This window comes from Candidatus Eremiobacteraceae bacterium (assembly GCA_036511855.1).
Lineage (GTDB): Bacteria > Vulcanimicrobiota > Vulcanimicrobiia > Eremiobacterales > Eremiobacteraceae > JABCYQ01.
This window is the reverse complement of sequence record DATCBN010000098.1, coordinates 18,106-43,772: the sequence shown is the minus strand read 5'-3', so window position 1 is coordinate 43,772 and position 25,667 is coordinate 18,106. Positions and strand designations below refer to the sequence as shown.

At 62.7% G+C, this 25,667-nt stretch carries 24 protein-coding genes; 9 read left to right on the top strand and 15 right to left on the bottom strand.

Annotated elements, in window-relative coordinates:
• Window positions 1–11 precede the first annotated feature (11 nt).
• The 7 genes from VII69_13025 to VII69_12995 all read right to left on the bottom strand — a co-directional run bounded on the left by VII69_13025 (window position 12) and on the right by VII69_12995 (window position 9,609).
• Entirely contained in the window at window positions 12–1,400 is a 1,389-nt protein-coding gene (locus VII69_13025) for an HD domain-containing phosphohydrolase (protein ID HEY5096031.1), read from the bottom strand.
• 175 nt (window positions 1,401–1,575) lie between these two features.
• Window positions 1,576–2,499 (bottom strand): serine hydrolase, encoded by a 924-nt coding sequence (locus tag VII69_13020; protein HEY5096030.1) that lies wholly within the window; start codon window positions 2,497–2,499, stop codon window positions 1,576–1,578.
• Window positions 2,500–2,522: 23 nt separating this feature from the next.
• Window positions 2,523–3,425: an ABC transporter permease gene (locus tag VII69_13015; protein ID HEY5096029.1), complete on the bottom strand. Its 903-nt coding sequence runs from the start codon at window positions 3,423–3,425 to the stop codon at window positions 2,523–2,525.
• Complete coding sequence (locus VII69_13010; GenBank protein ID HEY5096028.1) at window positions 3,386–4,429, bottom strand: ABC transporter permease; 1,044 nt, start codon at window positions 4,427–4,429, stop codon at window positions 3,386–3,388. Before VII69_13010 ends, VII69_13015 begins: the two co-directional genes overlap by 40 nt.
• Window positions 4,422–5,957, bottom strand: a complete 1,536-nt coding sequence (locus VII69_13005) for an ABC transporter ATP-binding protein (protein HEY5096027.1) — start codon at window positions 5,955–5,957, stop codon at window positions 4,422–4,424. The genes VII69_13010 and VII69_13005 overlap by 8 nt, the downstream gene beginning before the upstream one ends.
• Window positions 5,954–6,991: a BMP family ABC transporter substrate-binding protein gene (locus tag VII69_13000; GenBank protein ID HEY5096026.1), complete on the bottom strand. Its 1,038-nt coding sequence runs from the start codon at window positions 6,989–6,991 to the stop codon at window positions 5,954–5,956. The genes VII69_13005 and VII69_13000 overlap by 4 nt, the downstream gene beginning before the upstream one ends.
• A 29-nt stretch (window positions 6,992–7,020) precedes the next feature.
• A complete protein-coding gene (locus tag VII69_12995; protein ID HEY5096025.1) occupies window positions 7,021–9,609 on the bottom strand; it encodes a TonB-dependent receptor in 2,589 nt (862 codons plus the stop codon).
• A 181-nt stretch (window positions 9,610–9,790) separates the two neighbouring features.
• Between VII69_12995 and rocF the strand changes: the two genes are divergently transcribed.
• Genes rocF through VII69_12980 form a run of 3 tightly spaced genes read left to right on the top strand, consistent with a single transcriptional unit; the run spans window position 9,791 to window position 12,330 of the window.
• Window positions 9,791–10,705 (top strand): arginase, encoded by a 915-nt coding sequence (gene rocF / locus VII69_12990; GenBank protein ID HEY5096024.1) that lies wholly within the window; start codon window positions 9,791–9,793, stop codon window positions 10,703–10,705.
• A 49-nt stretch (window positions 10,706–10,754) separates the two neighbouring features.
• Window positions 10,755–11,708 (top strand): inorganic phosphate transporter, encoded by a 954-nt coding sequence (locus VII69_12985; GenBank protein HEY5096023.1) that lies wholly within the window; start codon window positions 10,755–10,757, stop codon window positions 11,706–11,708.
• A gap of 4 nt (window positions 11,709–11,712) precedes the next feature.
• Window positions 11,713–12,330, top strand: coding sequence for a DUF47 family protein (locus VII69_12980; protein HEY5096022.1), 618 nt, complete (start codon window positions 11,713–11,715; stop codon window positions 12,328–12,330).
• An 11-nt stretch (window positions 12,331–12,341) separates the two neighbouring features.
• Here the strand turns inward: VII69_12980 and VII69_12975 are convergent, their stop codons facing one another.
• Window positions 12,342–13,073, bottom strand: coding sequence for a metal-dependent hydrolase (locus tag VII69_12975; GenBank protein HEY5096021.1), 732 nt, complete (start codon window positions 13,071–13,073; stop codon window positions 12,342–12,344).
• 59 nt (window positions 13,074–13,132) lie between these two features.
• On the opposite strand from VII69_12975, the gene VII69_12970 reads away from it, so the two are divergent.
• Window positions 13,133–13,867: a hypothetical protein gene (locus VII69_12970; protein HEY5096020.1), complete on the top strand. Its 735-nt coding sequence runs from the start codon at window positions 13,133–13,135 to the stop codon at window positions 13,865–13,867.
• 3 nt (window positions 13,868–13,870) lie between these two features.
• Here the strand turns inward: VII69_12970 and queG are convergent, their stop codons facing one another.
• Window positions 13,871–15,085, bottom strand: coding sequence for a tRNA epoxyqueuosine(34) reductase QueG (gene queG / locus VII69_12965; GenBank protein HEY5096019.1), 1,215 nt, complete (start codon window positions 15,083–15,085; stop codon window positions 13,871–13,873).
• Window positions 15,043–15,840 (bottom strand): energy transducer TonB, encoded by a 798-nt coding sequence (locus VII69_12960; protein HEY5096018.1) that lies wholly within the window; start codon window positions 15,838–15,840, stop codon window positions 15,043–15,045. Before VII69_12960 ends, queG begins: the two co-directional genes overlap by 43 nt.
• Window positions 15,841–16,021: 181 nt before the next feature.
• On the opposite strand from VII69_12960, the gene VII69_12955 reads away from it, so the two are divergent.
• Window positions 16,022–16,276 (top strand): glutaredoxin, encoded by a 255-nt coding sequence (locus VII69_12955; GenBank protein HEY5096017.1) that lies wholly within the window; start codon window positions 16,022–16,024, stop codon window positions 16,274–16,276.
• Between the two features lie 93 nt (window positions 16,277–16,369).
• On the opposite strand, the gene VII69_12950 is transcribed toward VII69_12955, so the two are convergent.
• Genes VII69_12950 through VII69_12940 form a run of 3 tightly spaced genes read right to left on the bottom strand, consistent with a single transcriptional unit; the run spans window position 16,370 to window position 19,600 of the window.
• The gene (locus VII69_12950; protein ID HEY5096016.1) at window positions 16,370–17,665 is read right to left on the bottom strand and encodes a Glu/Leu/Phe/Val dehydrogenase; all 1,296 of its coding nucleotides are present in this window, start codon (window positions 17,663–17,665) and stop codon (window positions 16,370–16,372) included.
• Between the two features lie 31 nt (window positions 17,666–17,696).
• The gene (gene ychF, locus VII69_12945) at window positions 17,697–18,788 is read right to left on the bottom strand and encodes a redox-regulated ATPase YchF (GenBank protein HEY5096015.1); all 1,092 of its coding nucleotides are present in this window, start codon (window positions 18,786–18,788) and stop codon (window positions 17,697–17,699) included.
• Window positions 18,785–19,600: a mechanosensitive ion channel family protein gene (locus VII69_12940; GenBank protein ID HEY5096014.1), complete on the bottom strand. Its 816-nt coding sequence runs from the start codon at window positions 19,598–19,600 to the stop codon at window positions 18,785–18,787. Before VII69_12940 ends, ychF begins: the two co-directional genes overlap by 4 nt.
• A 119-nt stretch (window positions 19,601–19,719) precedes the next feature.
• On the opposite strand from VII69_12940, the gene VII69_12935 reads away from it, so the two are divergent.
• The 4 genes from VII69_12935 to VII69_12920 are packed head-to-tail and all read left to right on the top strand — an operon-like array spanning window position 19,720 to window position 23,326.
• Window positions 19,720–20,196, top strand: a complete 477-nt coding sequence (locus VII69_12935; GenBank protein ID HEY5096013.1) for a bifunctional nuclease family protein — start codon at window positions 19,720–19,722, stop codon at window positions 20,194–20,196.
• Window positions 20,197–20,254: 58 nt separating this feature from the next.
• A complete protein-coding gene (locus tag VII69_12930) occupies window positions 20,255–21,058 on the top strand; it encodes an S-methyl-5'-thioadenosine phosphorylase (GenBank protein ID HEY5096012.1) in 804 nt (267 codons plus the stop codon).
• Between the two features lie 10 nt (window positions 21,059–21,068).
• Complete coding sequence (locus tag VII69_12925; protein ID HEY5096011.1) at window positions 21,069–22,160, top strand: hypothetical protein; 1,092 nt, start codon at window positions 21,069–21,071, stop codon at window positions 22,158–22,160.
• Window positions 22,157–23,326 (top strand): threonine synthase, encoded by a 1,170-nt coding sequence (locus VII69_12920; protein ID HEY5096010.1) that lies wholly within the window; start codon window positions 22,157–22,159, stop codon window positions 23,324–23,326. The genes VII69_12925 and VII69_12920 overlap by 4 nt, the downstream gene beginning before the upstream one ends.
• Window positions 23,327–23,419: 93 nt before the next feature.
• Here the strand turns inward: VII69_12920 and tmk are convergent, their stop codons facing one another.
• A complete protein-coding gene (gene tmk, locus VII69_12915) occupies window positions 23,420–24,049 on the bottom strand; it encodes a dTMP kinase (GenBank protein ID HEY5096009.1) in 630 nt (209 codons plus the stop codon).
• Window positions 24,046–25,656 (bottom strand): R3H domain-containing nucleic acid-binding protein, encoded by a 1,611-nt coding sequence (locus tag VII69_12910; protein HEY5096008.1) that lies wholly within the window; start codon window positions 25,654–25,656, stop codon window positions 24,046–24,048. The genes tmk and VII69_12910 overlap by 4 nt, the downstream gene beginning before the upstream one ends.
• Window positions 25,657–25,667: the final 11 nt, after the last annotated feature.

Sequence of the window (25,667 nt, the reverse complement as noted above, 5' to 3'; positions counted from 1 at the left end):
TGGGCGGCGTACTAGCCAGCATCGGCCACTTCATGCACACGCTCGACACTGGCGTCTTCGGCGTTACCCCGCATGACACCGGAGTCTTTGGCGCCAACAAGCCCTAAGCGTTGTTCCAACAACTCAACTAGTTCGGGGTCATACAGCGCTCCGCCGCCTGCAGCCAGGCGCGCGAGCGCTGTTTCTTTATTGGTCATCTCCACGCCATCGTAGCCCGTGAGCATCGCCACGTACTGGCGCGCGATCGCGATGATGCGGGAAGCGATCGGGATCGCATTGCCGCGCAATCCTCGCGGCCCGCCGGTTCCATCGAAATGTTCGCGGTGGAACTCGATCCAGTCCGCGATCTCTCTCGGCAGCAGTGCATCGGTGCTTCGGATCATCACCGCCCCGAGGCGCGGATATGTGAGATTCTGTGAGAGCTCGGCTTGATTGAGGCCGGCGTTCGTCCGCACCCGCACCGCCAACCGGCACTTCCCGATCTCGTGCAATTCTGCCGCCAGGCCCACCATCGTCACTTCTCGCCGGCTCATGCCGACCTTACGCGCGATCATTTGGGCGATGTTCTGCACCTCGCTCCCGAACTCGACGTTTTCGGCGTCGAGCAGGTGCGAAAGGTCGCGCGCGAGCGTGGTGGCCTGCTCTTGCGCTCGATCGAGCTTCAGCAAGCGGACTGACGTGCCAAGCGTTTGTTCTATCAGATTGAATTGCGCGACGACGACGTAGAAGAGCGCGGCCGCGAAAATGCCGCCGAAGTTGAACATCGCGACGAGCATGTACGCGTAGAGCGATGCCACAAGACCCGGCCGCACGAGGGCCAGCACCGGGAACGACCCGCCCGCGATCTTGTGTTCGAATGCGACCATGAGATTGAACGACGTCTGCCAGGCGAAGCCGACGGCGATGACGCCGACGAACGAGAAGAGCCCGGTCGCAAGAGGCCATCGGACGATGAGATCTTGGACCGTCGCCCACGTCGCCAACATCGCGTATGTGCTGATCGTGGCAGCGCCGGCCTGACAGGCGATGAGGAACGGGGCGAATGCGTTCGTGATTTCCTTCGTGCGAAGACGATGCACTTGGATCGTCACCGCCGCGACGAACCCGATGACCAGCGCCCACGGTCCGAACGTCACCGCGGATGCGGTCATGATCGCGGTGAGCGGCGCTACCGTCGAGCCGGCCGCGGTCTGCGATCGTTCGACGAATACGAGAAACCCCGCGATGATCGCCACAGCGACGATCGTGCCTGCGCGGATATCGAATATCGGCGGAAATGCGAGAATCAGTGCGATTCCGGCGAGCGCCAGGAACACGTGCAAGATTCGCCGGGCAACGTAGCGCCATCGCTCGGGCTTCGTCGCATGTTGCCGTCCGGCTGCGGCCACGTTCGTGCTCAAAAAACTGGCGTCGTACCATCGCGGTGTGCGTCGTCATTGCGCGCATGACTATTCGCACGGAGGTCCTATATAATGAATATCGTGCAAAAGCGCGTTGGGCAGGACCTCACGGGAAGTAAGCGCAGGTTGTGACGGACGTCACACACACATGTTCGACCGGCGGAGATGCGAACTCTCACCTGCGTCGGGTGGACGCTTCCGACGCGAATGCCTGGTAGGTCAGTCTCGACGCGGCGCGGATAAATCGTTCGCCATCGTCGAGATCCGTCAAATGCGTGGCGAACGCGCAGAAGACATACGGTGCGCCGTCGAGGTAGACGATGCCGACGTCGTTGAGCGTGTCGTGGAGCGTGCCGGTCTTGTGCGCGATGGCCAGCCCTTTCGGGAGATACTTCGGCAAAAGCTCGTTATGGCGCTGGCCCATGAGGATCGCAAGCATCTCGTCACATGCCCGATCGTTGACGATTTCGTGGCCGGCGATCATGATGAGCAGCTGCATCATCTCGTTCGTGGTCGTGCGAAGCTCGCGGATATCGCCGTCCGAACGGATGCTGTCGCCGAGCCGCGTCTGGACCAAACCAAGTCCCGCCATAGTCGCGTTGACGTTTTGCCTGCCTACTTTGCGGATCAGCATGTTGGCGGCGGTATTATCGCTGCGCGTGATCATCAGCGATAAAAGTGTGCTGATGCTGTAGCGTGTGCCCCACCGCGCGTCGCAGAGGCTGCCGTAGCCGCAGTCGCGGTCGCCGTCGGTCAACGCGAGCGTGGTCGCCTGCGTGAAACGGCCTTGCGCGATTTGCCGAAATACCTCGACCATCACCGGTATCTTTATCGTGCTCGCGGCGGGCAGGTTGTCGTCGCCGTTGATCGCGATTTCGTGGCCGCCGTCGAGGTCCGCTATCGAAAGCGCGACGATGCCGGGCATGTGTACGGCAAGCCGTTCGAGTTTGGGCGCCAACGCGGCAAGCGTCGAGTCGGAAGTCTTCTCGGGCAGCGCGGCCGTCGCGGCACGGTCGACGTTTGAGACAGTCAAAAATGCGCAGGCCATCGCGGCGCTGAATATCCGGCTGACCAACATCATGATAGGGTATCGTCGCAATAATGGCCCTCCCGCACTATCGTTCATGGTTCGTACACCACGCCATCCGAGGCCGGCGGGCGCGCTCGGCCGATGAAGCCGGCGATCGCGACGATCGTCAGCAGGTAGGGCAGCATTTCGAGCAGTTGCGCCGGCACGTTCGCGCCCTGCAGCACGATCTGCAGGCCGGAGAAGAACGCGAAGAACACGCAGGCTCCGGCGGCGCCGAAGGGCGTCCACTTGCCGAAAATTACCGCGGCGAGCGCGATGAAGCCCCGTCCGGCCACCATGCCGTCGGAATAAATATCGGTCTCGCCCACGGATAGGTAAGCGCCACCCAGGGCGGCGAGCGCTCCGCCGGCCATGGTAGCTCCGTAGCGATATGCCGCGACGTTGATGCCCGCGGTCGCCGCGGCGCGCGGCTCCTCGCCGACCGCGCGAAGATGCGTGCCGGCGCGCGTGCGGTACAAGAACACGTGCAGCGCCACCACGATCGCGGCGGCGGCCCACGTCAACGCCGATTCATCGCGCAGACCCGCTACTTGAGGCGAAGCGCCGGGCTGGCCGAAGACGGCCGACACGAGATAGGCCGTGCCGCCGATCGCGAAGATGTTGATGGCCATGCCCACGATGATCTGGTCGGCACGTTGAGCGATGGCGAAGTACGCCAGCACGAGAGCCAGCAGTGCGCCCGTGACCAGCGCACTGGCCAGTGCGAGCGCGACGCTGTGCGTGTAGTACGACGTCGCGACCGCGGCGAACGCGCCGCCCGCCATGATGCCCTCGAGCGCGATGTTGACGATGCCGGCATTTTCCGAAAGCACTCCGCCGAGCGCGGCGAAAACCAGCGGCGTCGCTTTCTTGGGCAGAACTTTGACGACGGCAGCGGCGAGAATCCCTGGCGACATCATGGCGCGTCCGCCGCCACTGCCGGACGGCGCAGGCACGTGCGCCCTTTCGAGAACCAGCGCGCTGCCATGAAGAGGATGACCAAGCCTTCCACGACGGACACTAGATCTTTCGGCACGCCGGCGAGCGCTTGCATCGCGAGCGCGCCATTTTGCAGCGCGCCGAAGAAGAACGCGCTGAAGATGACGCCGATCGGGTCGGAACCGCCGAGCAACGCGACGGCGATCGACGTGAATCCGTACCCGGGCGAGAGCCCGGCATTGAAGCGATGCAACAGGCCAAGCACCTCGGTCGCACCCGCCAAACCGGCGAGCGCGCCGCTCAGCGCCATGGCTTGCACGATGACGCGCCCGGCGTCCACGCCGGCGTAGCGCGCTGCGCGCTCCGCGCTGCCGACGGCACGAAGCTCGTAGCCGGCGACCGACCGGCGCAGCCACCACGCGAGCGCACATGCGAGCGCGAGAGCGACGGGCAACGCTGCCGTCAGCCGGGTGTCCGCAAGAAGCGGCGGCAACACCGCGCTGGCCGAGATCGGCGCGGTCTCGGGCGCGTTGGCATCTCCGCGCAATGGGCCACTGACGAGATAACTGGAGCCTAAGAACGCGACGTAGTTGAGCATGATCGTCGTGATCACTTCGCTTGCGCCGAATCGCGCGCGCAAGAAGCCAGCGATGCCGCCCCAAATCGCACCGCCGGCGGCGCCCGCGATGAGACACAGCGGTACTTCAAACAGCGCGTTGAGATGGAGCGAAGCGCCGGCAACAGCCGTGCACAAACCGCCTGCCGCGAGTTGGCCTTCGGCGCCGATGTTGAGCAAGCCGGCGCGAAATGCGATTGCCACGCCCAGGCCGGCGAATAGAAGGGCGGTGGTCTGCACCAACGTCTCGGCGACGCCTTGCTCCGACCCGAACGCGCCTTGGAACAACGCCGCGAGCGCTTGCAGAGGGTTGGCATGAAAAGCAAGCATGATCAACGATGACAACGCGAGCGCCGCGGCGAGAGCGGTGAGCGGACCCCCGGCTCTGCGCAGCGCGTCAGCCATTCGAAGCGGCGCCAGACATGAGATTGCCCATCGTGATATCGTCCGCCAACTCCGGCATGACGACGCCGCTGATCCGGCCTTCGCTGAACACGATGATCCGATCTGACAACGCGCGGATCTCATCCAAGTCGTACGATACGAGCACGACGCACGCTCCGCGATCGCGGACTCCGCGAAGCTGTCGGTGGATGGTTGCAGCCGCGCCGATGTCGATGCCCCGGGTAGGCGCGACGCAGATCAGCGCGTGCGCTTCGTCGGTCATCTCGCGGCCGATGATCAGTTTTTGTTGCGTGCCGCCGGAATAGGCGCGCGCCGGCCGGACCGGATCGTAGCCGGCCAGCGCGTAGCGCGCGTCGATCGCATCGGCGCGCTCACGACCGAGGCGCAGGTTCACCGCCGCGCCCACGCGCGTGCGCCGCTGGTCACCGAGCAAAGCGTTTTCAACCGTATCGAAGTCGAGGACCAGGCCTTCCCGTTGGCGGTCCGCGGGAACGTAGCGCATGCCGGCGGCGCGACGTTCGGCGGCGGAACGGGAAGTGATGTCGGCGCCGTCAAGTGAGATGCTGCCGGCCGACACGCTCCGCAATCCGTAGAGCGCCTCGGCGAACTCCAATTGTCCGTTGCCTTCGACGCCGGCAACACCGATTATCTCGCCCGCACGGACGTCGATGGCGGCGTCGCGCACCGCCGGCGCGCCGTCGTCGCGCGCGGCGCAGAGCCCGCGGACGGACAGCGCGACATCGCCAGGCGTCGTTCTGCGCGGTTCGCGCGCGTTGAGATCGATCGCACGTCCCACCATCATCGCCGCAAGTGTGTTCGCATTCGCGTCCGCTATCGGCAACGACCCGGTCACTTTGCCGTGACGCAGCACGGTGACGCGATCGGCGAGCGCCAATACTTCCTTGAGCTTGTGCGCGATCAAGATGACCGCGCGGCCTTCGTCTCGCAAGCGCCGCACGACCACGAACAATGCATTTGCTTCAGCCGGCGAGAGAGCGGCCGTCGGCTCGTCGAGAATGACGATCCGGGCGTCGCGCTCCAGCACTTTGAGCAATTCGACTTGTTGGCGGGCGCCGACGCTCAGCGATTCCACGCGCGCCGAGGAGTCCAGTGCAAACTGGTATTTTTGCGCGAGCGACGCGACCTCGGACCGCGCGGCGGCTGTGTCGATGAAACCCGCACGGCCGGGCTCGCGGCCGAGCAGCACGTTCTCGGCGACCGTGAATCGATCGATGAGGAGGAAGTGCTGGAAGACCATGCCGATGCCGGCGCGCATCGCGTCGGCGCACGAAGCAAAACGCGTCTCGCGGCCGTGCAGCACGATAGCGCCGCCGTCCGGTTGCAACAACCCGTAGAGCACGCTCATCAGGGTGCTCTTGCCGGCGCCGTTCTCGCCGATCAGCGCGTGCACTTCGCCAGCACGCACATCGAAATCTACGCGGTCGACCGCTACAAGATCGCCGAAGCGCTTGGTGATGCCGCGAGCCGCTAGGCCGAAGACCGCGCCGGGCGGCTCGCCTGCGATCACCTCGTCGCGGCCGGATGCAACGGAACGAACGTCTTCAATTGCGCGAGCGTGGATGGGATCACAAGCTTCCCGGACACGATCAATTTTTCGTACGCCGCTTCGGTCGCGAGCGCGCCTTTGGGGAGCAGTTGCTTTGAGTACTTCATTTCGGTGAGGCCGACGCCGCCGTCCTTAAGACCGAAGACGAGCGTGCCGCCGGGAATCGTTCCGCGGACCGCATCCTTGGCAAGCGCGAGCACGGCGTTGTCGACATGTTTGAGCGCGCTTGTCAACACTTTGCCCGGCGCCAGCGCGTCTTGGTCCGAGTCCACACCGATGATGTAGTCGCCGGCCGGCCGCGATCTCGCTTCGTCGATCGCCCCGAGGCCGCACTTGCCCGCAGCGACGTAGATGATGTCTGCGCCTTGATCGTAGAGCACACTCGCGTATTCCTTGCCCGTTGCGACGTCATCGAACGAACCGGTATATTTCACAAGGACGGCGACGCGCGGATTGACCGACACCACGCCCGCGGCAAAGCCCGCCTGAAATTTCTCAATGAGCGGCGATTCGATGCCGCCGAGAAAGGCGACCGTAGCCTTTTTCGTCGTCAGTCCGGCGATCACGCCGGCCAGAAACGAACTCTCTTCCTCTTTGAACGTGATTGAGGTGACGTTCGGCTGGTCCACAACCGAATCGACAATCGCAAAATGCGTGTTGGGAAAGCGCGGCGCCACGTCGTTAAGCGAATCGTGCATGAGAAAGCCGATGGCGAAGATGAGGCCGTTGCCCTGCTCCGCCAACGTCGAGAGATTCGGTTCGTAGTCGGTGACCGCGCGCGACTGCAGAACCGTCACCTGCGCGCCGAATTGCTTTTGCGCGATCTGCAGTCCGCGATTTGCGGAGTCATTGAACGACTTGTCGCCGAGTCCACCCACATCGGTGACCATCGCAAACTTTCGTGCAGGCGTGCCCGATTGCGATCCCGCGCCGGAACCGCCGCTGGAGCAACCTGCGAGCAGCACTGCCGCCGCCAACGCTAAGAGATGCCGCATGAGCGGACCTTCCGGAGCCTCGCGATGACTTACTGCAACGAGCCCCAGCGGTGGTCGAACGTGATCGTCAGCATGTGCGGGGCGCGAGAGTAGGCATTCGTACACACGAATCCCGCCTTGCCGAAACAGCTGCCCGTATAGCCGGCGGCCGCCGGATACGGCACGCCATTCTCGAAGTTCTCAAAGATGCCGGCGTTCGTGTTCGTGATGTTCGACCAGCCGATGTGAACCGTCGAATCTCCCACGGGCATATTGAGCGAGCCGTTGTATACCCAAAATGGCGGGACGTTGAGGCTATTGTTGCGTGCGTAGTAGTCCGCGCCGATCGTGGCATATGCGCGCGCGGGATTGTGGTAGGCGATCTGCCATCCAACCTTGTGGATCGGAATGCCCAGATATTGCTGGTTGTCGACGACGTCACCCAAGATGACTTGGGTCTGGCGGTCTACCGAGGTCGGGTAAGCTGTTTGGATGTTGTAATAGGGTTCGAAGTCGAAGTTTTGAGACAACGCAAGCGACGCGTTCGCCTCGATGCCGCTATATACCGAACCCGCGAGATTTATCGGACGTTGGATGAAGAGGATCGGCGTCGACCCGACAGGGCAGGTCGGCGGAGTCGGGGACGGATCAAAACAAAGGCCCGGGGGCGCAGGAAAGGCACCGGTAAAGATGTGGTTCGAGAGATTTGTGCGGTATAGATCGACCCCTATATTGCTGTTGCCGAACAAATGCTGCCATCCGACATCGACGCCAGTCGCCGTCTCTGCTTTGAGATTTGGATTCCCCTGCACTGCCGCGCAAAACTGATTCGGTGGTGGCGGACAGCCCGAAGCGGTACCCGAATCTGACGAATTCGTATCGAGAGTTGGATTGAGATCCGACAACCGTGGCGCCGCAAATCCCGTGCCGATCGACGCGCGCAGGACGGTGTCGTTGTTCGGCTTATTGACGACCGCTAGGCGCGGATCGAATCGCTTTACCTTGAGCGTATCATAGTCGCTGTAGTAGCCCGCAGCCGTCAAATCGAATTTCGGACTAATCGCCACGTCGTCGCGCACGAGAATGGTACGCTCGATTTCGGTCGCCTGCCCATTACCGGGGCCGTTGAAATTGATAGCTGACGTCGGGATAAACTTATCTTCGAAGTCCTCCGCCGTGCCGAAATTATAATAGTCGCCGTTGCCGCCGACGCCGAGCACGAGCGTGTTGTTGCCGAAATCGCGAGTCCAAATGCCGCTGAGACCGGTCAGACGATCGGCGCTCGACTGGATGAAGCAGCAACCGACGTTGAAGCTGCTATTTGGCGTCGCGAGGTTCTCGCCGTCGACGATGCGCCGGAGCCACTGGTGATAGGTCCGCAGTTCGAGGCTGCCGCCCGCAAGCGCAGTGTGGAGATCGAACGAGTATTTCGGTTGCAGATTCCAAACGTAGTTGCCGGGGAAGCCGAAAAAGTAGGTATTTCCGGCCGGGTCTTGCTTGCACGAAATATCATTTGTGAAGCAAACAGGGCTTGGGCTTGACAAAAGTCCCGTCTCGTCTCTCGTGTCGGATTCATCGGAAACCGAGAGAACGCCGTACGTTGAATTTGAAAAATCGTAGCGCACTTTGCCCAGACCCGAACGCACGTTGAAGCCGAGCGTCGGGTTGGTGACGAATCCGAACTGACCTTTCTTACGCGCGCCGAAGTCGGCACGGTATGACGGCGAGATGAATCCGTCGGAGCCGTACTGGTGAAAATCCAGCAGGTAACCAAATCGGCCGATCGTATCGGTCTCCGAGAAGTTGTAGTCCGATGTGCCGAAGCCGCTGAATCCAAGTTGAAGCTCACCACCCTCGGTTTTCAGCGGATCGCGCGTGACGAGATTCACCGTCCCGCCGATCGTGTTCGCTCCGAACAGCGACGTGCCGCCAACGCCCTTTACAACTTCGACCCGGCTGTATATCGCCGGTGTCAATGTCGATACGTCGAAATCGCCGAATTCACCATTGCGCATAGGCTGGCCATCCTGAAGAACGAGAACTTCGTAGCCAGTGTTGTTGGTGCCGGCAAAGCCGCCAGCTCCCCTGATCGTGAGCGTCGCGACATTGCCAGGGGAGCCGTTGTTGAAGTGCTCGATGGTGATGCCGGGGACTTGTTCGAGCGCGGTTTGCACCTGCGGAATGGCAGAATTCACGAATGCCTGGCTCGATATCACACTGCTCGACGCCGATGAATGATTCAAAACCCGTTGGCCTGTGACGGTCACGCGGCCGAGCGAACTGATCGACGCGCTGCTCGCCGGCTGGAGAAACATGGCCAAATCGAACTGCTGCGAGGCGGCCAATGCGAACGGAGCGGTGTCGTACGGCAAGAACTGCGCCGCCGAGGCGCGCAAGTCGTACGTGCCGGCTGCCAGGCCCTGGAACGCAAACTTCCCTTGCGCATCCGAAGTCTTCACTTGCGGCGTTCCGTTGGCCAACAGCACCACCCGGGCGCCGGCGATCGGAGCACCCGTCGTCTCGTTGACGACCGTGCCGGTGACCGCAGCATCGTCGGCAGCCGCTGCCGGAGTCGCGAACGCAAAAAGCGAGATAATAGCGACGGTGACACCTGCCCATCGAATGAAATTCTTTGACATCGTACGCTCCATATAACAGTGCACAAAGTGAAACCGGGATACGCGCGAGTTTGCGCGGCGGACCCGCCTCTTGCCTTCCAATATTTCTTAAGAATATTTAAGGACATCGAGCGGATTTGCCCGGCCTTCAGGACAATATTCCGGTCCTTCCCGGCTTCGTCCTGAAAGCGAGCCTTCAATCATGGCCGGACTTGCCGGCAGACGCGTGGATTTGATCGGCGTTCCCGTTGATATCGGCGCAGGGCGGCGGGGCGTCCGGCTGGGTCCCGACGCGCTTCGCGCCGCAGGCGTTCTCGAGCAGCTCAAGTCGATTGGTTGCGACGTGCGCGACTGCGGCAATGTGGTCGTGCCGCAATCCGAAGAGCGAAATCTGGGCGGTCCCGGCCTGCCGCGTCACGTCGCCGCCATCCGGCAGATGTGCCTGAACACCGCGGCGGCGGTCGAAGCGTCGTTGCGCGGCGGCGCGTTTCCGGTGGTGATGGGCGGCGACCACTCATTGGCGACCGGCGCTTTGGCGGGTTGCGCCCGCGTCCTTGGCGCGCAAGGTCTGATCTGGATCGACGCGCACGCGGACATGAACTCGCCGGACTCCACGCCGACCGGAAACCTGCACGGGATGTCGCTCGCCTCCGCGCTCGGCGATGCCCCCGACCTCTTCCCCAATCCCGATTTCCATACTCCGGCAGTCGATCCGTCGAGAACCGTTTTCATCGGCTTGCGCGACCTCGATCTGCACGAGCGCCGAGCCATCCGCGAGCGCGGGATGAGCACGTTCACGATGACCGACATCGACCGGTACGGCATGGCGCATGTTATGGATCGCGCCATCGAGACGGCCGGGCGCGGCGCCGGAACCGCGCACATAAGCCTCGACATCGACTCGGTCGATCCGGCCATGGCGCCGGGAACCGGCACACCCGTACCGGGCGGACTCACCTATCGCGAAGCGCACCTCGCGATGGAGATGCTTGCAGATAGCGGCATTGCGCATTCGTTGGAACTCACCGAGGTCAACCCAGCCCTCGACGACCACAACATGACCGCGCGCTTTGCGGTCGGCCTGATCGCCTCGCTGCTCGGCAAGCGCATCATCTAGGCACGAGGATCGGCACACGCATCCCGCCGTCTTTTCCGGCCTTCTCGCGTTGGGCATCGTCTACACCCTGATCTCGGGGGCGAGCGACGGGGGCAATCTTCTGGCGGCGGCCGCGGCGAGCAGAACCGTTTCGCAGCGGCAAGCGCTGTGCGTCATCGCAGCGGGTGTGCTCTTCGGTCCGATCGTTTTCGGCACCGCGGTCGCGAGCACGATCGCCGGCGGCATCGCCGACTATCAGAACCTCGGCTCGGCGCTGCTCGGCGCCGGCATCGCCGGGGGCATCGTCACGCGCCTCATCATGTACTATGCGAGCGTGCCCACGAGCGGATCGGTGGCCTTGGTCGGTGCGATGGTTGGAGCGATATGGGCGGGTCCGGGATTGGCGGCGGTTGAGTGGCACGGCGTCGAAAAGGTCGCTATCGCACTGGTCGTCTCGCCGGTCGTGGGGTTCGTCGCCGGCGCACTTGTGTATGCCGTCGTCTTGCTCATCCTTTCGTTCGTCTCGCGCCGGACCGGCGATCGCATCATGCAGCTGCAATGGGGTACAATCGCCTTGCAAGCGCTTGGCTACGGGGCTAACGATGCGGAAAAGACGGTCGGGCTTTTCGCCGCTGCGGTGCTCGTGGCCGGCGGCCAGTCGTTTGCGACGCCGTTTTGGATGATCGCGCTCACCGCGGCTACGTTTGCGACCGGGATGATTCTCGGCGGGATCCGGATCGCGCGCACGGTCGGCAATCGTCTGTTCTCGATCCGCCCACCGCACGCACTCGCGTTCCAGTTCGCGGCCGCAGCGACCGTGATCGGCGCCGCGGCATTCGGCGCGCCGGTCAGTTCTACGCAGGCTGCGACAAGCGCGATCTTCGGGGTCGGTGCGAGCGACAATTTGCGGACGCTGCATTGGCAGACCGTGATGAGGATCGTCGGCTCCTGGGTGCTCACGGCGCCCACGGCACTCTGCGCAGGCGCGCTCGCGACAACGGTGCTCCGTCTTTTTGGGAGATGATGTCATGTGGCTCACGAACATATTTCGTCCGGCGCAGTCCGACCGGTTTTATGGTTTGTTGCACGATCACGCAGCCTTGCTCGGCGAAGCCAGCGCGAAGCTGCTGCGTTACATCGAGACCGGCGACGCCAGTCTCTCCGAGCAAGTCCACGATATTGAAAATCGCGGCGACAAGGTCTTGCGCGACATGATCGACGCGCTGCAAGACACGTTCGTCACACCGATCGATCGAGGAGATCTCTATACGCTGAGCGAGGCGATCGATGACATGCTCGACTATCTCAACAACGCCGCGCGCGAGCTCAAACTCTTCGGCATCGGCGCCACGCCGGAGATGGGCGAGATGGGCACGATCTTGTTGGATTCGTCGAACCACATCCTCGATGCCGTCACTTCATTGCCGCACGAAACGCGGCGCGCTATCGACGGCGCGCGCGCGGCGATCCAATCGGAACATCGCGTGGAGGATGTCTACCGACGGACGATCACGCGGCTATTCGACAATCCCGATCTGCCCACGGCGCTCAAACGCCGCGAGATCTACCGCCATTTGAGCAACAGTGCGGACCGGGCTGAAGCCATCGGGCGCCTCATCCTCAAGATCGTCGTCAAGGTGACTTGAGGGGGCGGCGCCTACTTTATCGCGAGCTCTCCGGTGAGGGTCTGACCTGGTTTTAGATCGATGATGCGCAACCCAGGTACGTCGGCCGACAATTCGCGCAGTTGGTCCGGCGTGCCGGTGAGCATCGGAAATGTTCCGTAGTGCATGGGTACGACGACTTTCGCGCTCATCAGACGAGCGGCATAGGCCGCCTGAAGCGGATCCATGGTGTAATAGCCGCCGATGGGCAGCATGAGGATATCCGGACTGTAAAGATCGGCGATGATCTTCATGTCGCTGAACACGGCCGTGTCGCCCGCGTGATAGACGCGAATGCCGTTTTCGAATGTGAAGACGTAGCCGGCTGCCTCTCCGCCGTACAGTCTTGTGTTCCCATCACCCTGGATTCCGCAACTATGCACGGCGTGCGTCATTGTGGCTTTGATGCCGTCGACATCGACGGTGCCGCCTTTGTTCATGTTGATGGTGTTCTCGACGCCCTGAGCGCCAAGCCATGCGGCGGTCTCGGGAATGGCGATGACCTTGCAGTTCAAACGCTTCGCGAGCGGCACAGCGTCGGCGATGTGATCGGAATGGCCGTGCGTGACGAAGATCGCGTCAAGCGCGCTTGGACGCTTGAGCTTGGGCGGGCACATCGGATTCTGCTCCAAAAACGGGTCGACCATGATGTGTTTGCCGCTTGGCGATCGCATGGCGAATGTCGCGTGACCGCAAAATGTGATTTCTAGTGTGCCCAAATTCATGCGGCGGGGCTTTTTGTCCCAAAGGGGCTTTCCCTACCGCCGCTAAAACGAAAGAATTCATGCAACGAGTCCGCATTCTCACCGCCGACGCGAGTTCGCTTGGAAGCCAGCTCGAATCCGCACTTGACGTGCACGCGCCTGACGTCGTGGCGTTGACCGGCATAGGGCCTGCGCGCGCTTCGCGGCTCGCAGGACCGCGGTCGATGCGCGCCGCCACGCAAGCGTGGAGTGCGGACGATAGCGCCGGCCTCGCGCTCCTTTGGAAGGGCACGCTCGCCGTTGGATCGATGGAACGTTTTGATTTCGGCCAGGTGCGAGAGCCGTGTGGCGCGCTCCGGATCACGTTTCCGATCGAAGGGCGGTACGTCATCGTTTTCTGCGCGCTGCTCTCGTCCGGGCGCGCGGACGCGGCCGCGCAGAAGGCTCGCCTCGTGGCGCTGATCGATTCGGCGCACCAGCCGACGCTCGTGGCCTGCGACGGGGCCATCGCTTCAGCCGATGATCGTTGGTCCCGCTGCGCGGATGCCTGGGCTGTCGCGCAGCGGCGCATCATCTCGCTCGCTGCATCGACCGATGTCGGGTTCGCAGCCCGCCGGGCGTTTGGAATCGCCGGCGGATCCACCGCGGCCGATCATCGCTCGCACGCCGGACCCGTCTGGCACTGCTCGGAAGAATTCGCCGTCGTCGAGGCTCGGTCGATCTCCGTCGATGCGGCGCCGGATCGTCCGATCCGGACTGTGACGGTCGAACTGCGCGCGGGCGCCGCGAAAATCGACGCGGCCGCCGGTCAGTGATTTCTAACCGGCGCTCAACCGCGAAAGCGCGAACTCTGCTTCTTCACGCACCCATGTCACTTGTTCTTTCGCGCGCAGATCTTCGAGGGCAGCTCGTCCGGAGTCGCCGCTTTGCGCACCAAGCTCGCCCAGCGCCCATGCGGCGTGGCCGCGCACGAGCGGCTTGCGGTCACGCAGCGCCTCGATGAGCGGAGCGACAGCCCGCCGGTCGCGCGAATTGCCGAGAGCGACGGCCGCATTGCGCTGAAGCACGGCTTTCCCGCGCCAGGCCATGGATGTCGGCGCGAACCACCGTCGGAACTCGCCTTTGGTCATGCGCAGCACGGCGGGTAAGTCCACAGATGTGCCGACATCGGAAAGCGGTGCGAATGTCGTGCTCGTACCGGCTCCGTCGCGTTCTTTGCGCTCGTTCACCGGACAGACCGACTGACAATCGTCGCATCCCCAAATGCGGTTGCCGATCGCCGAGCGCAACTCTCGCGGTATGGGCGCCTTGAGCTGCGTAAGGTCCGATATGCAGCGGCGGGCGTCTATCGCACCGTCGGGTCCGATAGCGCCGGTCGGACAGCGGGCGACGCACGTCACGCACTCGCCGCAATTTTTGGCAAGCGGTGCATCGGCCGGCAGTGATAGCGTCGTGATGACCTCGCCGAGCAAGACCCACGACCCGTATTCTCTCGTCAGCACGTTTGCATTCTTGCCGAACCATCCGATGCCCGCGCGCACCGCGGCCGCTCGGTCGATGAGCGGACCTGTGTCGACGCACGGCAGACATTTCGCGCCGCTGTACTCCGCCTCGATCCAGCTCGCCAGCGCGCGCAAACGCCCACCGATGACGCGGTGATAGTCGCGGCCCCATGAGTGGCGAGAGACCGCGCCTCGAAGGCCGGGCGCGTACGGGTCGTACGGTTCGTCGTCCGTCAGATACGACGTTGCGGTGCAGACGATCGACGCAGCGCCAGGAAGAGAGGCGCGCGGATCGGCGATTACCGCGATCCGATCGGGCGGATAGCTCCATTGACCGAGCATACCCGCGGCCGCTCGGCGCTCGAACGTCTGGCGCTCGACGTCGAACGGCTCGGCCCCGGCGATGCCCACGAGGTCGAATCCAAGCTCGCGCGCATGAGAAATTATCTGCGCTTTCGCGAGCGCGTCTGTCGATGTTCCGGGAGCGATCAGGTCGAGCTGGCCTCGCCGGTGTTGAAGTCGACCGTGCATGTGCCGTGCACGGGCAGACCGTTGAGCGTGGCCGGCGCGTACATCGATTGCTTGGCCGCGGCGAGCGCGGCTTCGTCGACGTTCGAATCGCCGGACGATTGCACGAGCGAGACGCTGATCACGTTGCCGTCGGGTCCGACTTCGACTTCGACGCGCGCCGGCCGCGACGTGGAGGCAAGCCCAGTCGGCAATCCGGCTAGCCGCACGATGTGCGCTGGATTATCGTCGCCCCAGACGATCGCGCTTGCGAGTTCGTTTCCGGTTCCGCCGGTGTCGGCGCTGGCCGACGTGGCTGAATGTGACGAAACCGATGGAACTTCAGTGGCGGCGACCCGAGGCGCGCTATCTTCGGGAGTCGTCTTTGCTTTTTCCGGCCGCTGCATCGAGATAAGGGATACGCGTTGCGCCAAGGTGGTTCTTCGGCTCCGCGCCGGGTCGGCAACGCCCAGTTCGCGATATTTCAATTGCGCGATATGCAGCACGGTGCGTTTGGCAACGATGGGTGGTGGCGTGGGGGTCGGGGTCGGACGAATATAATCGCGGATCGAGCGTGAGAGCGTCACGACAGAGACTGTGCCTTCATCGGCGGGACCCGCATTGCGCCAAAATGAGGACATCGCTGCGACCGATGATCCGAACGAGATGTGGACTAGAGCGGAGCCGACAACGAAGAGGACGAGCGCGACAATGACACGACGGCGGATGCGCGGTCGTTCTGTGAGCACTTCGCTTGAAGCCGGAATCTGGTCGAACATTCAAATTCCCCGGCAACCGGTCGCGGGTGGCTACCCGCCTGCTTCAATTTCCACTCCGGTGCGGACGGTGCCTTTCCCCGAGTTCATATACCGAGAAAAGCGCAGCGCGGCGTCCCTCGAGCCTTGCTCGGCCGCCTTGCCCCCAAGGGCTCGCGCCGCCCCGAAGCGCACCTCACCCTAGATGGATTCGCCGCGACCCAAACTGAAATTGTACAAAGCCGATTGGTGCGGCTACTGCGTGCGGGTCATGCGCGTGCTCGACAAGCTGGGCTTGGAATATGAAGGCATAGAAGTTCCAATCCCTCACTCGCAACGCCGCGAGGTTTTGGCGATTTCCGGTCAGCCCGAAGTTCCAGTCTTGGTCGACGGCGACGTCGTCATCGACGACGACGACCGTATCATCCCGTACTTGGAAGCGACCTACGGCGCGAAATAGTAAGTAGTAGGACAAGCCGAACTGTGGCGAGCCGTACTAGGGCAAGCCGTACTAGGGCAAGCATCGCTTGCCCTAATACGATAGTCGGATAGATTATGCGTAGAAGCCGCGGGTGGTGTAGCTGTCCGCGACGCGCCGGATGGCCACCATATACGCGGCGGTGCGTAGATCCGTGCCATGTTCCTTTGCGGTCTGCCAGACCGCGTCGAAGTTCTCGCGCAGCACGTCCTTGAGCCGCTCGTTGACCTCGCTCTCCTTCCAATAGTAACCGGCCCGGTCTTGCGCCCACTCGAAGTACGACACGGTCACGCCGCCCGCATTGGCAAGGATGTCCGGAATCACCGTGATGCCGCCTTCGGCCAGGATCTTATTCGCGTCGGCGGTCGTGGGGCCGTTCGCGCCTTCGGCGATGAGGTGTGCCTTGATATTCTTGACGTTCTTCTTCGTGATCTGATTCTCGAGCGCTGCCGGCACGAGAATGTCGCACGGAAGTTCGAGCAATTGCGTGTTGCTGATGGTGTCGCCGCCCGCAAAGCCTTCCAGACTGCGCTTGACGTTCGTTGGATTGGTCACGTGGCTGATGGCAGCCGCAACGTCGATCCCATCCTTATTATGGACGCCCGTGAAGGCGTCGCTAATGGCGACCACTTTCGCGCCGTGCTCGTGCAGCAGCTTCGCCGAGATCGAACCGACATTGCCGAAACCCTGAACGGCGACCGTCGCGCCGTTCAGCGACTTGCCTTGCTTTTCGAGCGCCGCTTCGATCATGATCATCACGCCGCGGCCGGTGGCTTCGACTCTGCCCCGCGATCCGCCGACGCAGAGCGGTTTGCCGGTGACGACGCCGGGCGTGTACCCGCGAAGGTGCATCGAGACGGTATCCATCATCCATGCCATCGTCTGGGGATTCGTGCCGACGTCCGGAGCGGGTACGTCTTTGTCCGGACCGATGATCTCGATGATCTCCGCCGTGTACCGCCGCGTGAGCCGCTCGTTCTCCGCCGGCGACAGCGTGGCCGGGTCACACGTGACGCCACCTTTCGCGCCGCCGAACGGCAAGTCGACGACCGCGCACTTCCACGTCATCCAAAAGGCGAGTGCCGTCACTTCGTCCAGCGTCACGCCGGGATGGAATCGAACGCCGCCCTTTGCAGGTCCGCGCGCGAAATTGTACTGCACGCGAAAACCCGTGAACACTTCAAACGACCCGTTGTCGCGGGCGAACGGGATGGAGATGATGACCTGCCTCGACGGATGCGTGAGGACGCGCTTCATGTTCTCGTTCAGTTCGAGCTTTGCGGCGGCTTCGTTGAAATACGCGATGCCTTCGCCGAAAACCGATACCTGACCGTCGTGGCTGGATGCGGGCGCGGTAGCAGTGGGTGACATAACATTGCTCCTGGTGCGGCGTGAAACGCCGTTAGACGTTGAACCGGAAGTTGACGACATCGCCTTCTTGCATGACGTATTCGCGTCCCTCGGAACGAAGAAGACCGGCTTCGCGCACGGCCTGCAAACCCTTCAGGCGAACCAAGTCCTCGTACGCCGCGATTTCCGCCCGGATGAACCCGCGCTCGATGTCGCTATGGATCGTCCCTGCGGCCTGAGGCGCTTTGGTGCCTCGCGCGATCGTCCACGCGCGAGTCTCCTTTTCGCCCGCGGTGAGAAAAGTCATCAGGTCTAGCAGGCGATAGGCGGCGAGAATCAGGTTATCCAGTCCGCTCTGTTCTAGACCCAGCTCCTTTGCAAACGCCGCTGCCTCATCCGGAGGCAAATCGGCCAGCTCGGCCTCGAGCTTCGCGCAAAGGACGACACATTGCGCCCCCTCGGCTTGTGCGTAGCGCTGCACCGCAGCGACGCGCTCCGCCGAAGCGTTGGAGCCTGCCTCGTCCACGTTCGCGACGTAGAGCGTCGGTTTTGCGGTGAGCAAAGTTAGTTCCTTGGCGAGGGACATCTCAAGCCCCGAATGGGCGAACGCTCGTGCGACCTTGCCCGCGTCCAATGCGTCGCGCAGGTTTTCCAACGCGGTTACTTCGGGCGCGAACTTCGGCTCCGCTTTGGCGCGCTGGCGCGCCTTGTCGAGCTTTTTCTCCACACCGACGAGGTCGGCAAGCGCGAGTTCGATGGTGATGGTCTCGATGTCGCGCAGCGGGTCCGGCGCGCCGTCCACGTGGACGACATCGTCGTCATCGAAGCAACGGACGACCATCGCGATCGCATCGACTTCGCGGATGTGCGATAGAAATGCGTTGCCAAGCCCCTCGCCCTTCGATGCGCCGCGAACGAGTCCGGCGATGTCCGTGAATGTGGTTGTGGCCGGTACGATCTGCTTGCTGACGAAAATGCGCGCAAGCTCGTCGAGACGTTTGTCCGGCACAGGCACGATGCCGACGTTCGGCTCGATCGTGCAAAATGGATAGTTGCTCGCCGCAACGCTCGCGCGCGTGATCGCATTGAAGAGCGTGGACTTGCCGACGTTCGGCAGTCCGACGATTCCGCAAGAAAGGCTCATGCGTCGGCGGTCTTCGCGGTCGCGCCGCCGGGAAGCCAACCGCGCGACTGCGCCGCCGCGATGACGCGTTCGCGAATTCGCGACCGCACAACGGCGGCATCGGTGCGCGTCGTGGGAAAGTCTATGCGAAAAGTCGCGGCGTCGAGCCCGACGTCGTCCACGTAGACGTTGACCGCCGTTGCGTCGATGCCGGCTGCGGCGCCCGCCTCGCGGCCGATCTCGGCCAACTGCGATCGTTGTGCATCGATATTCTGCCGGAGCGGCAGCGTGAGGGTGAGCGACGCGCCGTACGCGAGCTTGTTGGCGTTGGCGACTATCAGGATGTTGCCGTTGGGAATCGCGTACCGGCGCCCGCCTTGGTCGGTGATGACCGTCAGGCGCAAGCTCAAGTTTTCAACCGTGCCCGCGACGACGCTGTTGACCGTCGTCGTGATCTCGACCGCATCGCCGATCTCGTAGACATCCTCGAAAAGGAACATCAAGCCGGCTAACATGTCGCGCACCACGGACTGGGCGCCGAAGGCCAAGCTCGCGGTGACGATTCCCGCCGACCACAGTTCGGGCGTGATGTCCATGCCCCAGATATGGAGCAGCGCAAGTATGAAAGCAATGACGGCGACGGCGGCCGCAGCCGATTTGAACAGCGCGCCGAATGTGATGGCGCGCGGCATGAAGCGCCCTGCAAAGCGCTTGGCGAATAGGCGATCGATCGCCATGACGGCGATACGCCATACGATAAGCACCACCGCAAGCGCGATGAGGGATTCCCAGACGCGATTGACGAGATCGTCGACGTTGATAGGAGGAAGCAAAGCGAACATTCCAGCTTGCTTCTTTACCATCGGGACCGGCCACGGCCTTCCAGGAACCCCCATTTTTATAACCGAAGGGCTTATAACGTCGTTCCTGGACAAGCGAGGCCGCACGCGTCATGCGTCAGATGAAAGTGGATAAACTCGGCATCGACTTGCTCACGCACGACCCGGTCGTCATTCTCAAAGACATGGACGGCAAGCATTATCTGCCGATCTTGATCGGGCCGTTCGAGGCAACCGCCATCGCGATGGCGCTCGAGGGGCAATCGGCGCCTCGCCCGCTGACGCACGATCTCATGAAATCGGTCATGGACGGGGTCGACGCCAAACTCACGAAGATCGTCATCCACGACATGCGCGACAGCACGTTCTATGCCAAGCTGGTGATCGAAACCAACGGCGAGACCAAAGAGATCGACGCGCGTCCGAGCGACTGCATCGCGGTCGCGCTGCGCTGCGATGCGCCGATCTTCGTCACCGACAAGATCGCCCTCGAAGAAGCCGTGGTCGACAAGAAATCCGAGGAAGAAGATATGGCGCGCTTCAAAAAGTACATCGAAACATTGAAGCCGAGCGATTTCAGAGGGTCGTAGCGCCTGCTCACCACCCGCGCGGGCCGGCCGTCTAGGTCGGCTATTTTTTGGAGAACGATTGAAGAATCACGCAGAAATCGGAATCTTCGGCGGTTCGGGATTCTACTCGCTGCTCGAAGACAAGCACGAGGTCAAAGTCGAGACGCCGTACGGTTCGCCGAGCGATGTTCTCGCGCTCGGAGAAATCGCCGGTCATGGCGTCGCGTTTCTGCCGCGCCACGGCAAGAGCCATTCGCTGCCTCCACACATGATCAACTATCGCGCAAACCTGTGGGCGATGAAAGAACTCGGCGTCACGCGCATCATCGGGCCGTGCGCTGCCGGTTCGTTGCAAGCGGCGGTCAAGCCGGGTCATTTCGTGGTCTCGGATCAATTGATCGACCGTACGAATGCCCGCAAAGACACGTTTTACGACGGACCGATCACCACGCACGTCTCGTTCGCGTACCCATACTGCACGCAGATAAGGCCGCTGGCTATCGAGGTCATCAAGAGTCAAGGGATCACGTGTCATGATAAGGGGACGGTGGTCACGATCCAGGGACCGCGCTTTTCCACCCTTGCCGAAAGCCGGTGGTTCTCATCGCACGGCTGGGAAGTCATCAACATGACGCAGTATCCCGAAGCGTACCTCGCGCGCGAACTGGAGATCTGTTACGCGAACATCGCGTTGATCACCGACTACGACGCGGGCCTCGAAGGCGTGGCGGGCGTCGAACCGGTGACGCACGAGGGCGTCATCGAGGTCTTCAACGCCAACAACGAAAAATTGAAGAACGTCCTGTTCGAGATCGTAGGGCGCATGCCGCGCGAGCGCACCTGCTCCTGCGGCCATGCGCTGACGGGCGCAAGGCTTGGCTAGGAAATCAAATGTGGGGCCGGCTCTCAAGGCAGGCCTTGATGAGCCTGCTCGAAAGCAAGCGCCGCTCCCATTCGTCGGGCAGCAGCACGTCGTCGACTATTTCGCCCGGCTTGGACCGGACCGGCTCGCGCATGCGTACATTCTGCACGGTCCGCGCGGCACCGGCAAGCGTACGTTTGCGCGCATGCTCGCGTGGACGCTCAACTGCGAACATCCTACCTCGTTTCCCCTCGGCTACTGCGGCGTCTGCGGTCCGTGTCAACGCGGCATTCACGGATCGTCGGGTGACATCATCGAGGTCGACCTCGCGTTCATCAAGGCCACCGACACCACCGAACGCAAGACCGACGATTTGGGCATGGCGCAAGCGCGCGCGATCGTCGATCGGATGCAGTACAAGTCGTACGAGGGCGGCCGCCCGGTCTGCATAATCCCCGATTTTGAAAACGTCACCAAACAGGATGTGCCGAACGCGCTTCTCAAAGAACTCGAAGAGCCGGGCCAACAAAAACTGTTTCTGCTCACCGTGGAGCGGGAAGAATCGTTGCTCTCGACCATTCGCTCCCGCGCGGTCGCGTTGCGCTTCGGCCCGCTCGGCGACGACGAGATCGCCGCTCGCCTCACGGCACATTTCGGCGAAACGCGCGAGCGCGCGCTTTCACTCGCCCGTCGCGCTCAGGGGAGCCTCGGCGAGGCGATCGCCGACCGAGACGGGAGTACCGGCGCCGCGCGCGATGGAGCGCGCGATTGGCTCCTGGCGTGCCTCGCACAACCCGACCGATTGCCGGCGATGCCCCAACTCGGAAAAGACGATGCGCGCACGCAGCTCAATGGCGTGCTACGGCAATCCTTGATCAGCGCGCGCGATCTTATGGTGAGTTCCATCGGTGGTGAAGGCGCACTCTTCGACGCTCACGCGAGCGCCCGGTACGCGGATACGAAACGGGCCATAGGACCCGCCACGGCGATGAAAGCTGCGCGAGCGATCGAGCTCGTCCAAGAAGCCACCCGCATGGCCGACACCAACATCGCACCCGCGACGGTATTGGGCTGGCTGCAAGTCCAGCTTCGCTCGCTCACCGGCCAGCATCCAGCCCGGTGACGGCGATCCGCTCATCGCTCTCGCATCTCGAGTGTTCGAAATGCGAAGCCCATTATGACGCGGACGTCATCCAACACCTCTGCACGTGCGGTGCGCCGCTTCTTGCACGATACGACCTGCCAAAAGCCAAGGCGTCGCTTACCGTTTCCGGGCTCGCGCGAAGGCCGTGGAGCCTGTGGCGATATGGCGAATTGCTTCCGATCCGCGACCCCGCCCGGAATACGGTGAGCCTCGGCGAAGTCGTCACGCCGATCGTGCCGTTGACCCGTCACGGGGCGGACATTGGAATCGGCGGCCTCTCCTGCAAAGATGAAGGCCTGCTGCCGACCGGCAGTTTCAAGGCGCGCGGCGCCGCCGTCGGCGTGTCGCGCGCGCGCGAACTTGGCGTGACGTCGTTTGCGATGCCCACCAACGGAAATGCAGGCGGCGCCTGGGCCATGTACGGCCGGCGTGCCGGCATCGCTGCGCGCGTCGTCATGCCGAAGAGCGCCCCTGCGATCCATCGCTTCGAGTGCGAAGCGGCGGGCGCAGAAGTCACGCTCGTCGACGGCGTCATCTCGGACGCTGGAAAAGTCGTCGCAAAAATGGTGACCGAGGCGGGCGTGTACGACGCGTCGACGCTCAAAGAACCGTATCGCATCGAAGGCAAAAAGACGATGGGATTCGAGCTTGCCGAACAATTCGACTGGCGAACTCCGGACGTGCTCTTGTATCCGACGGGCGGCGGTGTCGGTCTTATCGGGATATACAAAGCGCTGCTCGAATTGCGCGAGATAGGATTTCCGATCGACAAACTGCCGCGCATGGTGGCCGTGCAAGCCGCAGGTTGTGCGCCGATCGTCCGCGCGTTTAATGCGGGCCTGCGCGAATCGCAGTTCTGGAACGATTCGAAAACCGCGGCATTCGGCATCAACGTGCCGAAGGCGCTCGGTGACTTTCTCGTGCTCGATGCCGTTTATGCGACCGCCGGCTGTGCGATCGCCGTCGACGACACTGCGATCGCCGCGAGCCGCCACCGCGTGGCCGCTGCTGAAGGATTCCTGCTATGCCCGGAGGGCGCGGCCACGATCGCCGCCGCCGAAGAACTCCGCAAGAACGGATGGATCCGCGACGGCGAGCGCGTGCTCGCGATCAACACCGGCAGTGGGCTTAAATCAATCCCGTAACGCTGTGGGCATCCCGTACTAGGGAAAGCAACGCTCACCCAAATGGGCAAGCGATGCTTGCCCTAGTACGGCTTACCCTAGTACTAATCTGAGTTATTGACCCTGCCAGCGCGAGAGGATCATCTGGCGCACGTCGATCGCGATCTCATCCTCTGCGCGCGTACCGTCGATCGTCACAAAGCGATGGGGTTCGGCGGCTGCCAGTCTGCGGTACCCGGCGGCGACTCGCTCGTGAAAGGCGCTAGATTCGCGCTCCATCCGGTCGGGAATGGCGGTGCGCGATTTCAACCGTTCGCGCGACACCGCCGTTGAGACATCGAGCAAGAACGTGAGATCCGGTTGGAGCCTGCGCGCCGCGAACATCGTGATGGTGAGCAGCGTGTCGATCGGAAGTCCGCGACCGAATCCTTGATAGGCAAGCGTCGCGTCCCAAAAGCGGTCGCACACAACGAGTCTGCCTTCGGCCAGGCCGCGTTCGAGGATCTTGTCCACCAACTCCGCGCGCGACGCGCTTAAGATCAGCGCCTCCGCCTCAGGCGCCATCTGGCCGAGTGGGTCGATGAGCAATTGACGCAGCTTTTCGCCGAGCGGCGTGCCGCCGGGCTCGCGCGTGAAGACAAAAGGTATCGAAGTGCCGGATAGATATTCGTGCAAGAGCCGGACTTGGGTCGATTTGCCGGCTCCTTCAACCCCTTCGAAGGTGACGAAAAGACCGGCGGCTATTGCGCGGCCTCTTTGTAGACGCGGACGCGGCGATTAGGTTCGATGCCCGTCGACCGCGATTGCAGATGATACTTCTCCACGATCTGATGCTGCAGCCGGCGCACGTAGGACGACTGCGGCGAGAGCTCGACGGATTTGTGGTGCAGCATCACTTGATACACCGCTTCCTCGGCCTCGCGGACGGCGAGCTCTTCGTCGTCCACCGTCGGAAGGTCGTAGAGATCCTTGAGACAGGTCTGGATCTGCGCCGTGGTGTTGGTCTTGAGCGCATAGATAGGAATATTCTGCGCGGCGATCTCTCGCAGTTTGCCGTTGTCTCGCCGTTCCAGCGCCTTCAGCGTGAGCACAACGTCGGCGTCATCCCACTTGCGCGCGATGAGCGCGGGCACGCGCAGGTTGGCCACCGCGCGCTCGATCTTCGCCCGGCTCACGCCGTACGGGAAGATGCGGATGATGTCGGTGGCCGGCTCTTCGTCGTCGTCGTCCGCACCTGAGAACACCGATACGGCGGCCGGCATGCGGTCGAAACCGTGCGAATGAGCGCGCGACGGTGCCGAGCCGTAACGCGGCTGCACGGTCTGCGTTTCCGCTTCTTGCACCACTTCCACGGCGCCTTGATCGTTGCGAACGCGTATCTCGGGCTTGGGTTCGTGGCTGCGCAGCATGGCGTCGACGATGTCCGCGACCGGCTCGTGAAGCGCCAATCGGCCCCGGTCTTGGATCTCGATGACGACGTCGAACGTGGGGGGCGCCTTGCGTTCGAGCACTGTTTTACGCGTTCCGCGGCGTTTGGCTTCTTCGTCCGACAGGGTCACCGCGCCCACGCCGCCGACGAGATCGGAAAGCGTGGGATTCATGAGGATGCTTTCGAGGTCTAGTCCGTGCGCGGTGCCGATGAGCTGCACGCCGCGTTCGGCGATGGTGCGCGCGGCTATGGATTCGGCTTCGGTGCCGATCTCGTCGATCACCACCGCTTCGGGCATATGGTTTTCGACAGCCTCGATCATCACCGCGTGCTGGTTGGCGGGCACGTCGACTTGCATGCGCCGCGCATGACCGATGCCGGCGTGCGGCACGTCGCCGTCGCCGGCGATCTCATTCGACGTGTCCACGATGACGACGCGCTTGCGCAAGTCGCCGGATAGCACGCGCGCGACTTCACGAAGCATGGTGGTCTTGCCCACGCCCGGCCGGCCCAAGAGCAAGATGGACTTTCCCGACCGAACGACATCGAGAATGATGTCGATGGTGCCGTAGACAGCGCGGCCTACCCGGCACGTGAGACCGATGATCTTGCCGTTGCGGTTTCGCAAGCACGAAATTCGGTGCAGCGTCTGCTCGATGCCGGCGCGATTGTCTTTGCCGAACTCGCCGACGCGCGCGACCACCGCGGCGATGTCGTCGGGGCTGACTGGTGTCTGAGAGAGGTAGCAATAGTCGCTTGGAAAGCGCGCTTCGGGCAAACGGCCCAAGTCGAGGATGACTTCGATGAGATCCTTGAAATTCGGGAGGTTGACGAGCGCTTGACGAATGGCCGGTGTGAAGATGTCGAGGAGTGCGTAGAGTTCCCAGTCGCCAGATTGTTGTTGGGCGAGGTCCTCTTTCAAGATAACGTCAC

What these genes read in the sequence shown, in the direction of transcription:
- VII69_13010 (HEY5096028.1), bottom strand. Translation starts at nt 4,429, where the DNA reads ATGGCTGACGCGCTGCGCAGAGCCGGGGGTCCGCTCACCGCTCTCGCC.
- VII69_13000 (HEY5096026.1), bottom strand. Translation starts at nt 6,991, where the DNA reads ATGCGGCATCTCTTAGCGTTGGCGGCGGCAGTGCTGCTCGCAGGTTGC.
- VII69_12995 (HEY5096025.1), bottom strand. Translation starts at nt 9,609, where the DNA reads ATGTCAAAGAATTTCATTCGATGGGCAGGTGTCACCGTCGCTATTATC.
- rocF (HEY5096024.1), top strand. Translation starts at nt 9,791, where the DNA reads ATGGCCGGACTTGCCGGCAGACGCGTGGATTTGATCGGCGTTCCCGTT.
- VII69_12980 (HEY5096022.1), top strand. Translation starts at nt 11,713, where the DNA reads ATGTGGCTCACGAACATATTTCGTCCGGCGCAGTCCGACCGGTTTTAT.
- VII69_12975 (HEY5096021.1), bottom strand. Translation starts at nt 13,073, where the DNA reads ATGAATTTGGGCACACTAGAAATCACATTTTGCGGTCACGCGACATTC.
- VII69_12970 (HEY5096020.1), top strand. Translation starts at nt 13,133, where the DNA reads ATGCAACGAGTCCGCATTCTCACCGCCGACGCGAGTTCGCTTGGAAGC.
- queG (HEY5096019.1), bottom strand. Translation starts at nt 15,085, where the DNA reads ATGCACGGTCGACTTCAACACCGGCGAGGCCAGCTCGACCTGATCGCT.
- VII69_12960 (HEY5096018.1), bottom strand. Translation starts at nt 15,840, where the DNA reads ATGTTCGACCAGATTCCGGCTTCAAGCGAAGTGCTCACAGAACGACCG.
- VII69_12955 (HEY5096017.1), top strand. Translation starts at nt 16,022, where the DNA reads ATGGATTCGCCGCGACCCAAACTGAAATTGTACAAAGCCGATTGGTGC.
- VII69_12950 (HEY5096016.1), bottom strand. Translation starts at nt 17,665, where the DNA reads ATGTCACCCACTGCTACCGCGCCCGCATCCAGCCACGACGGTCAGGTA.
- ychF (HEY5096015.1), bottom strand. Translation starts at nt 18,788, where the DNA reads ATGAGCCTTTCTTGCGGAATCGTCGGACTGCCGAACGTCGGCAAGTCC.
- VII69_12935 (HEY5096013.1), top strand. Translation starts at nt 19,720, where the DNA reads ATGCGTCAGATGAAAGTGGATAAACTCGGCATCGACTTGCTCACGCAC.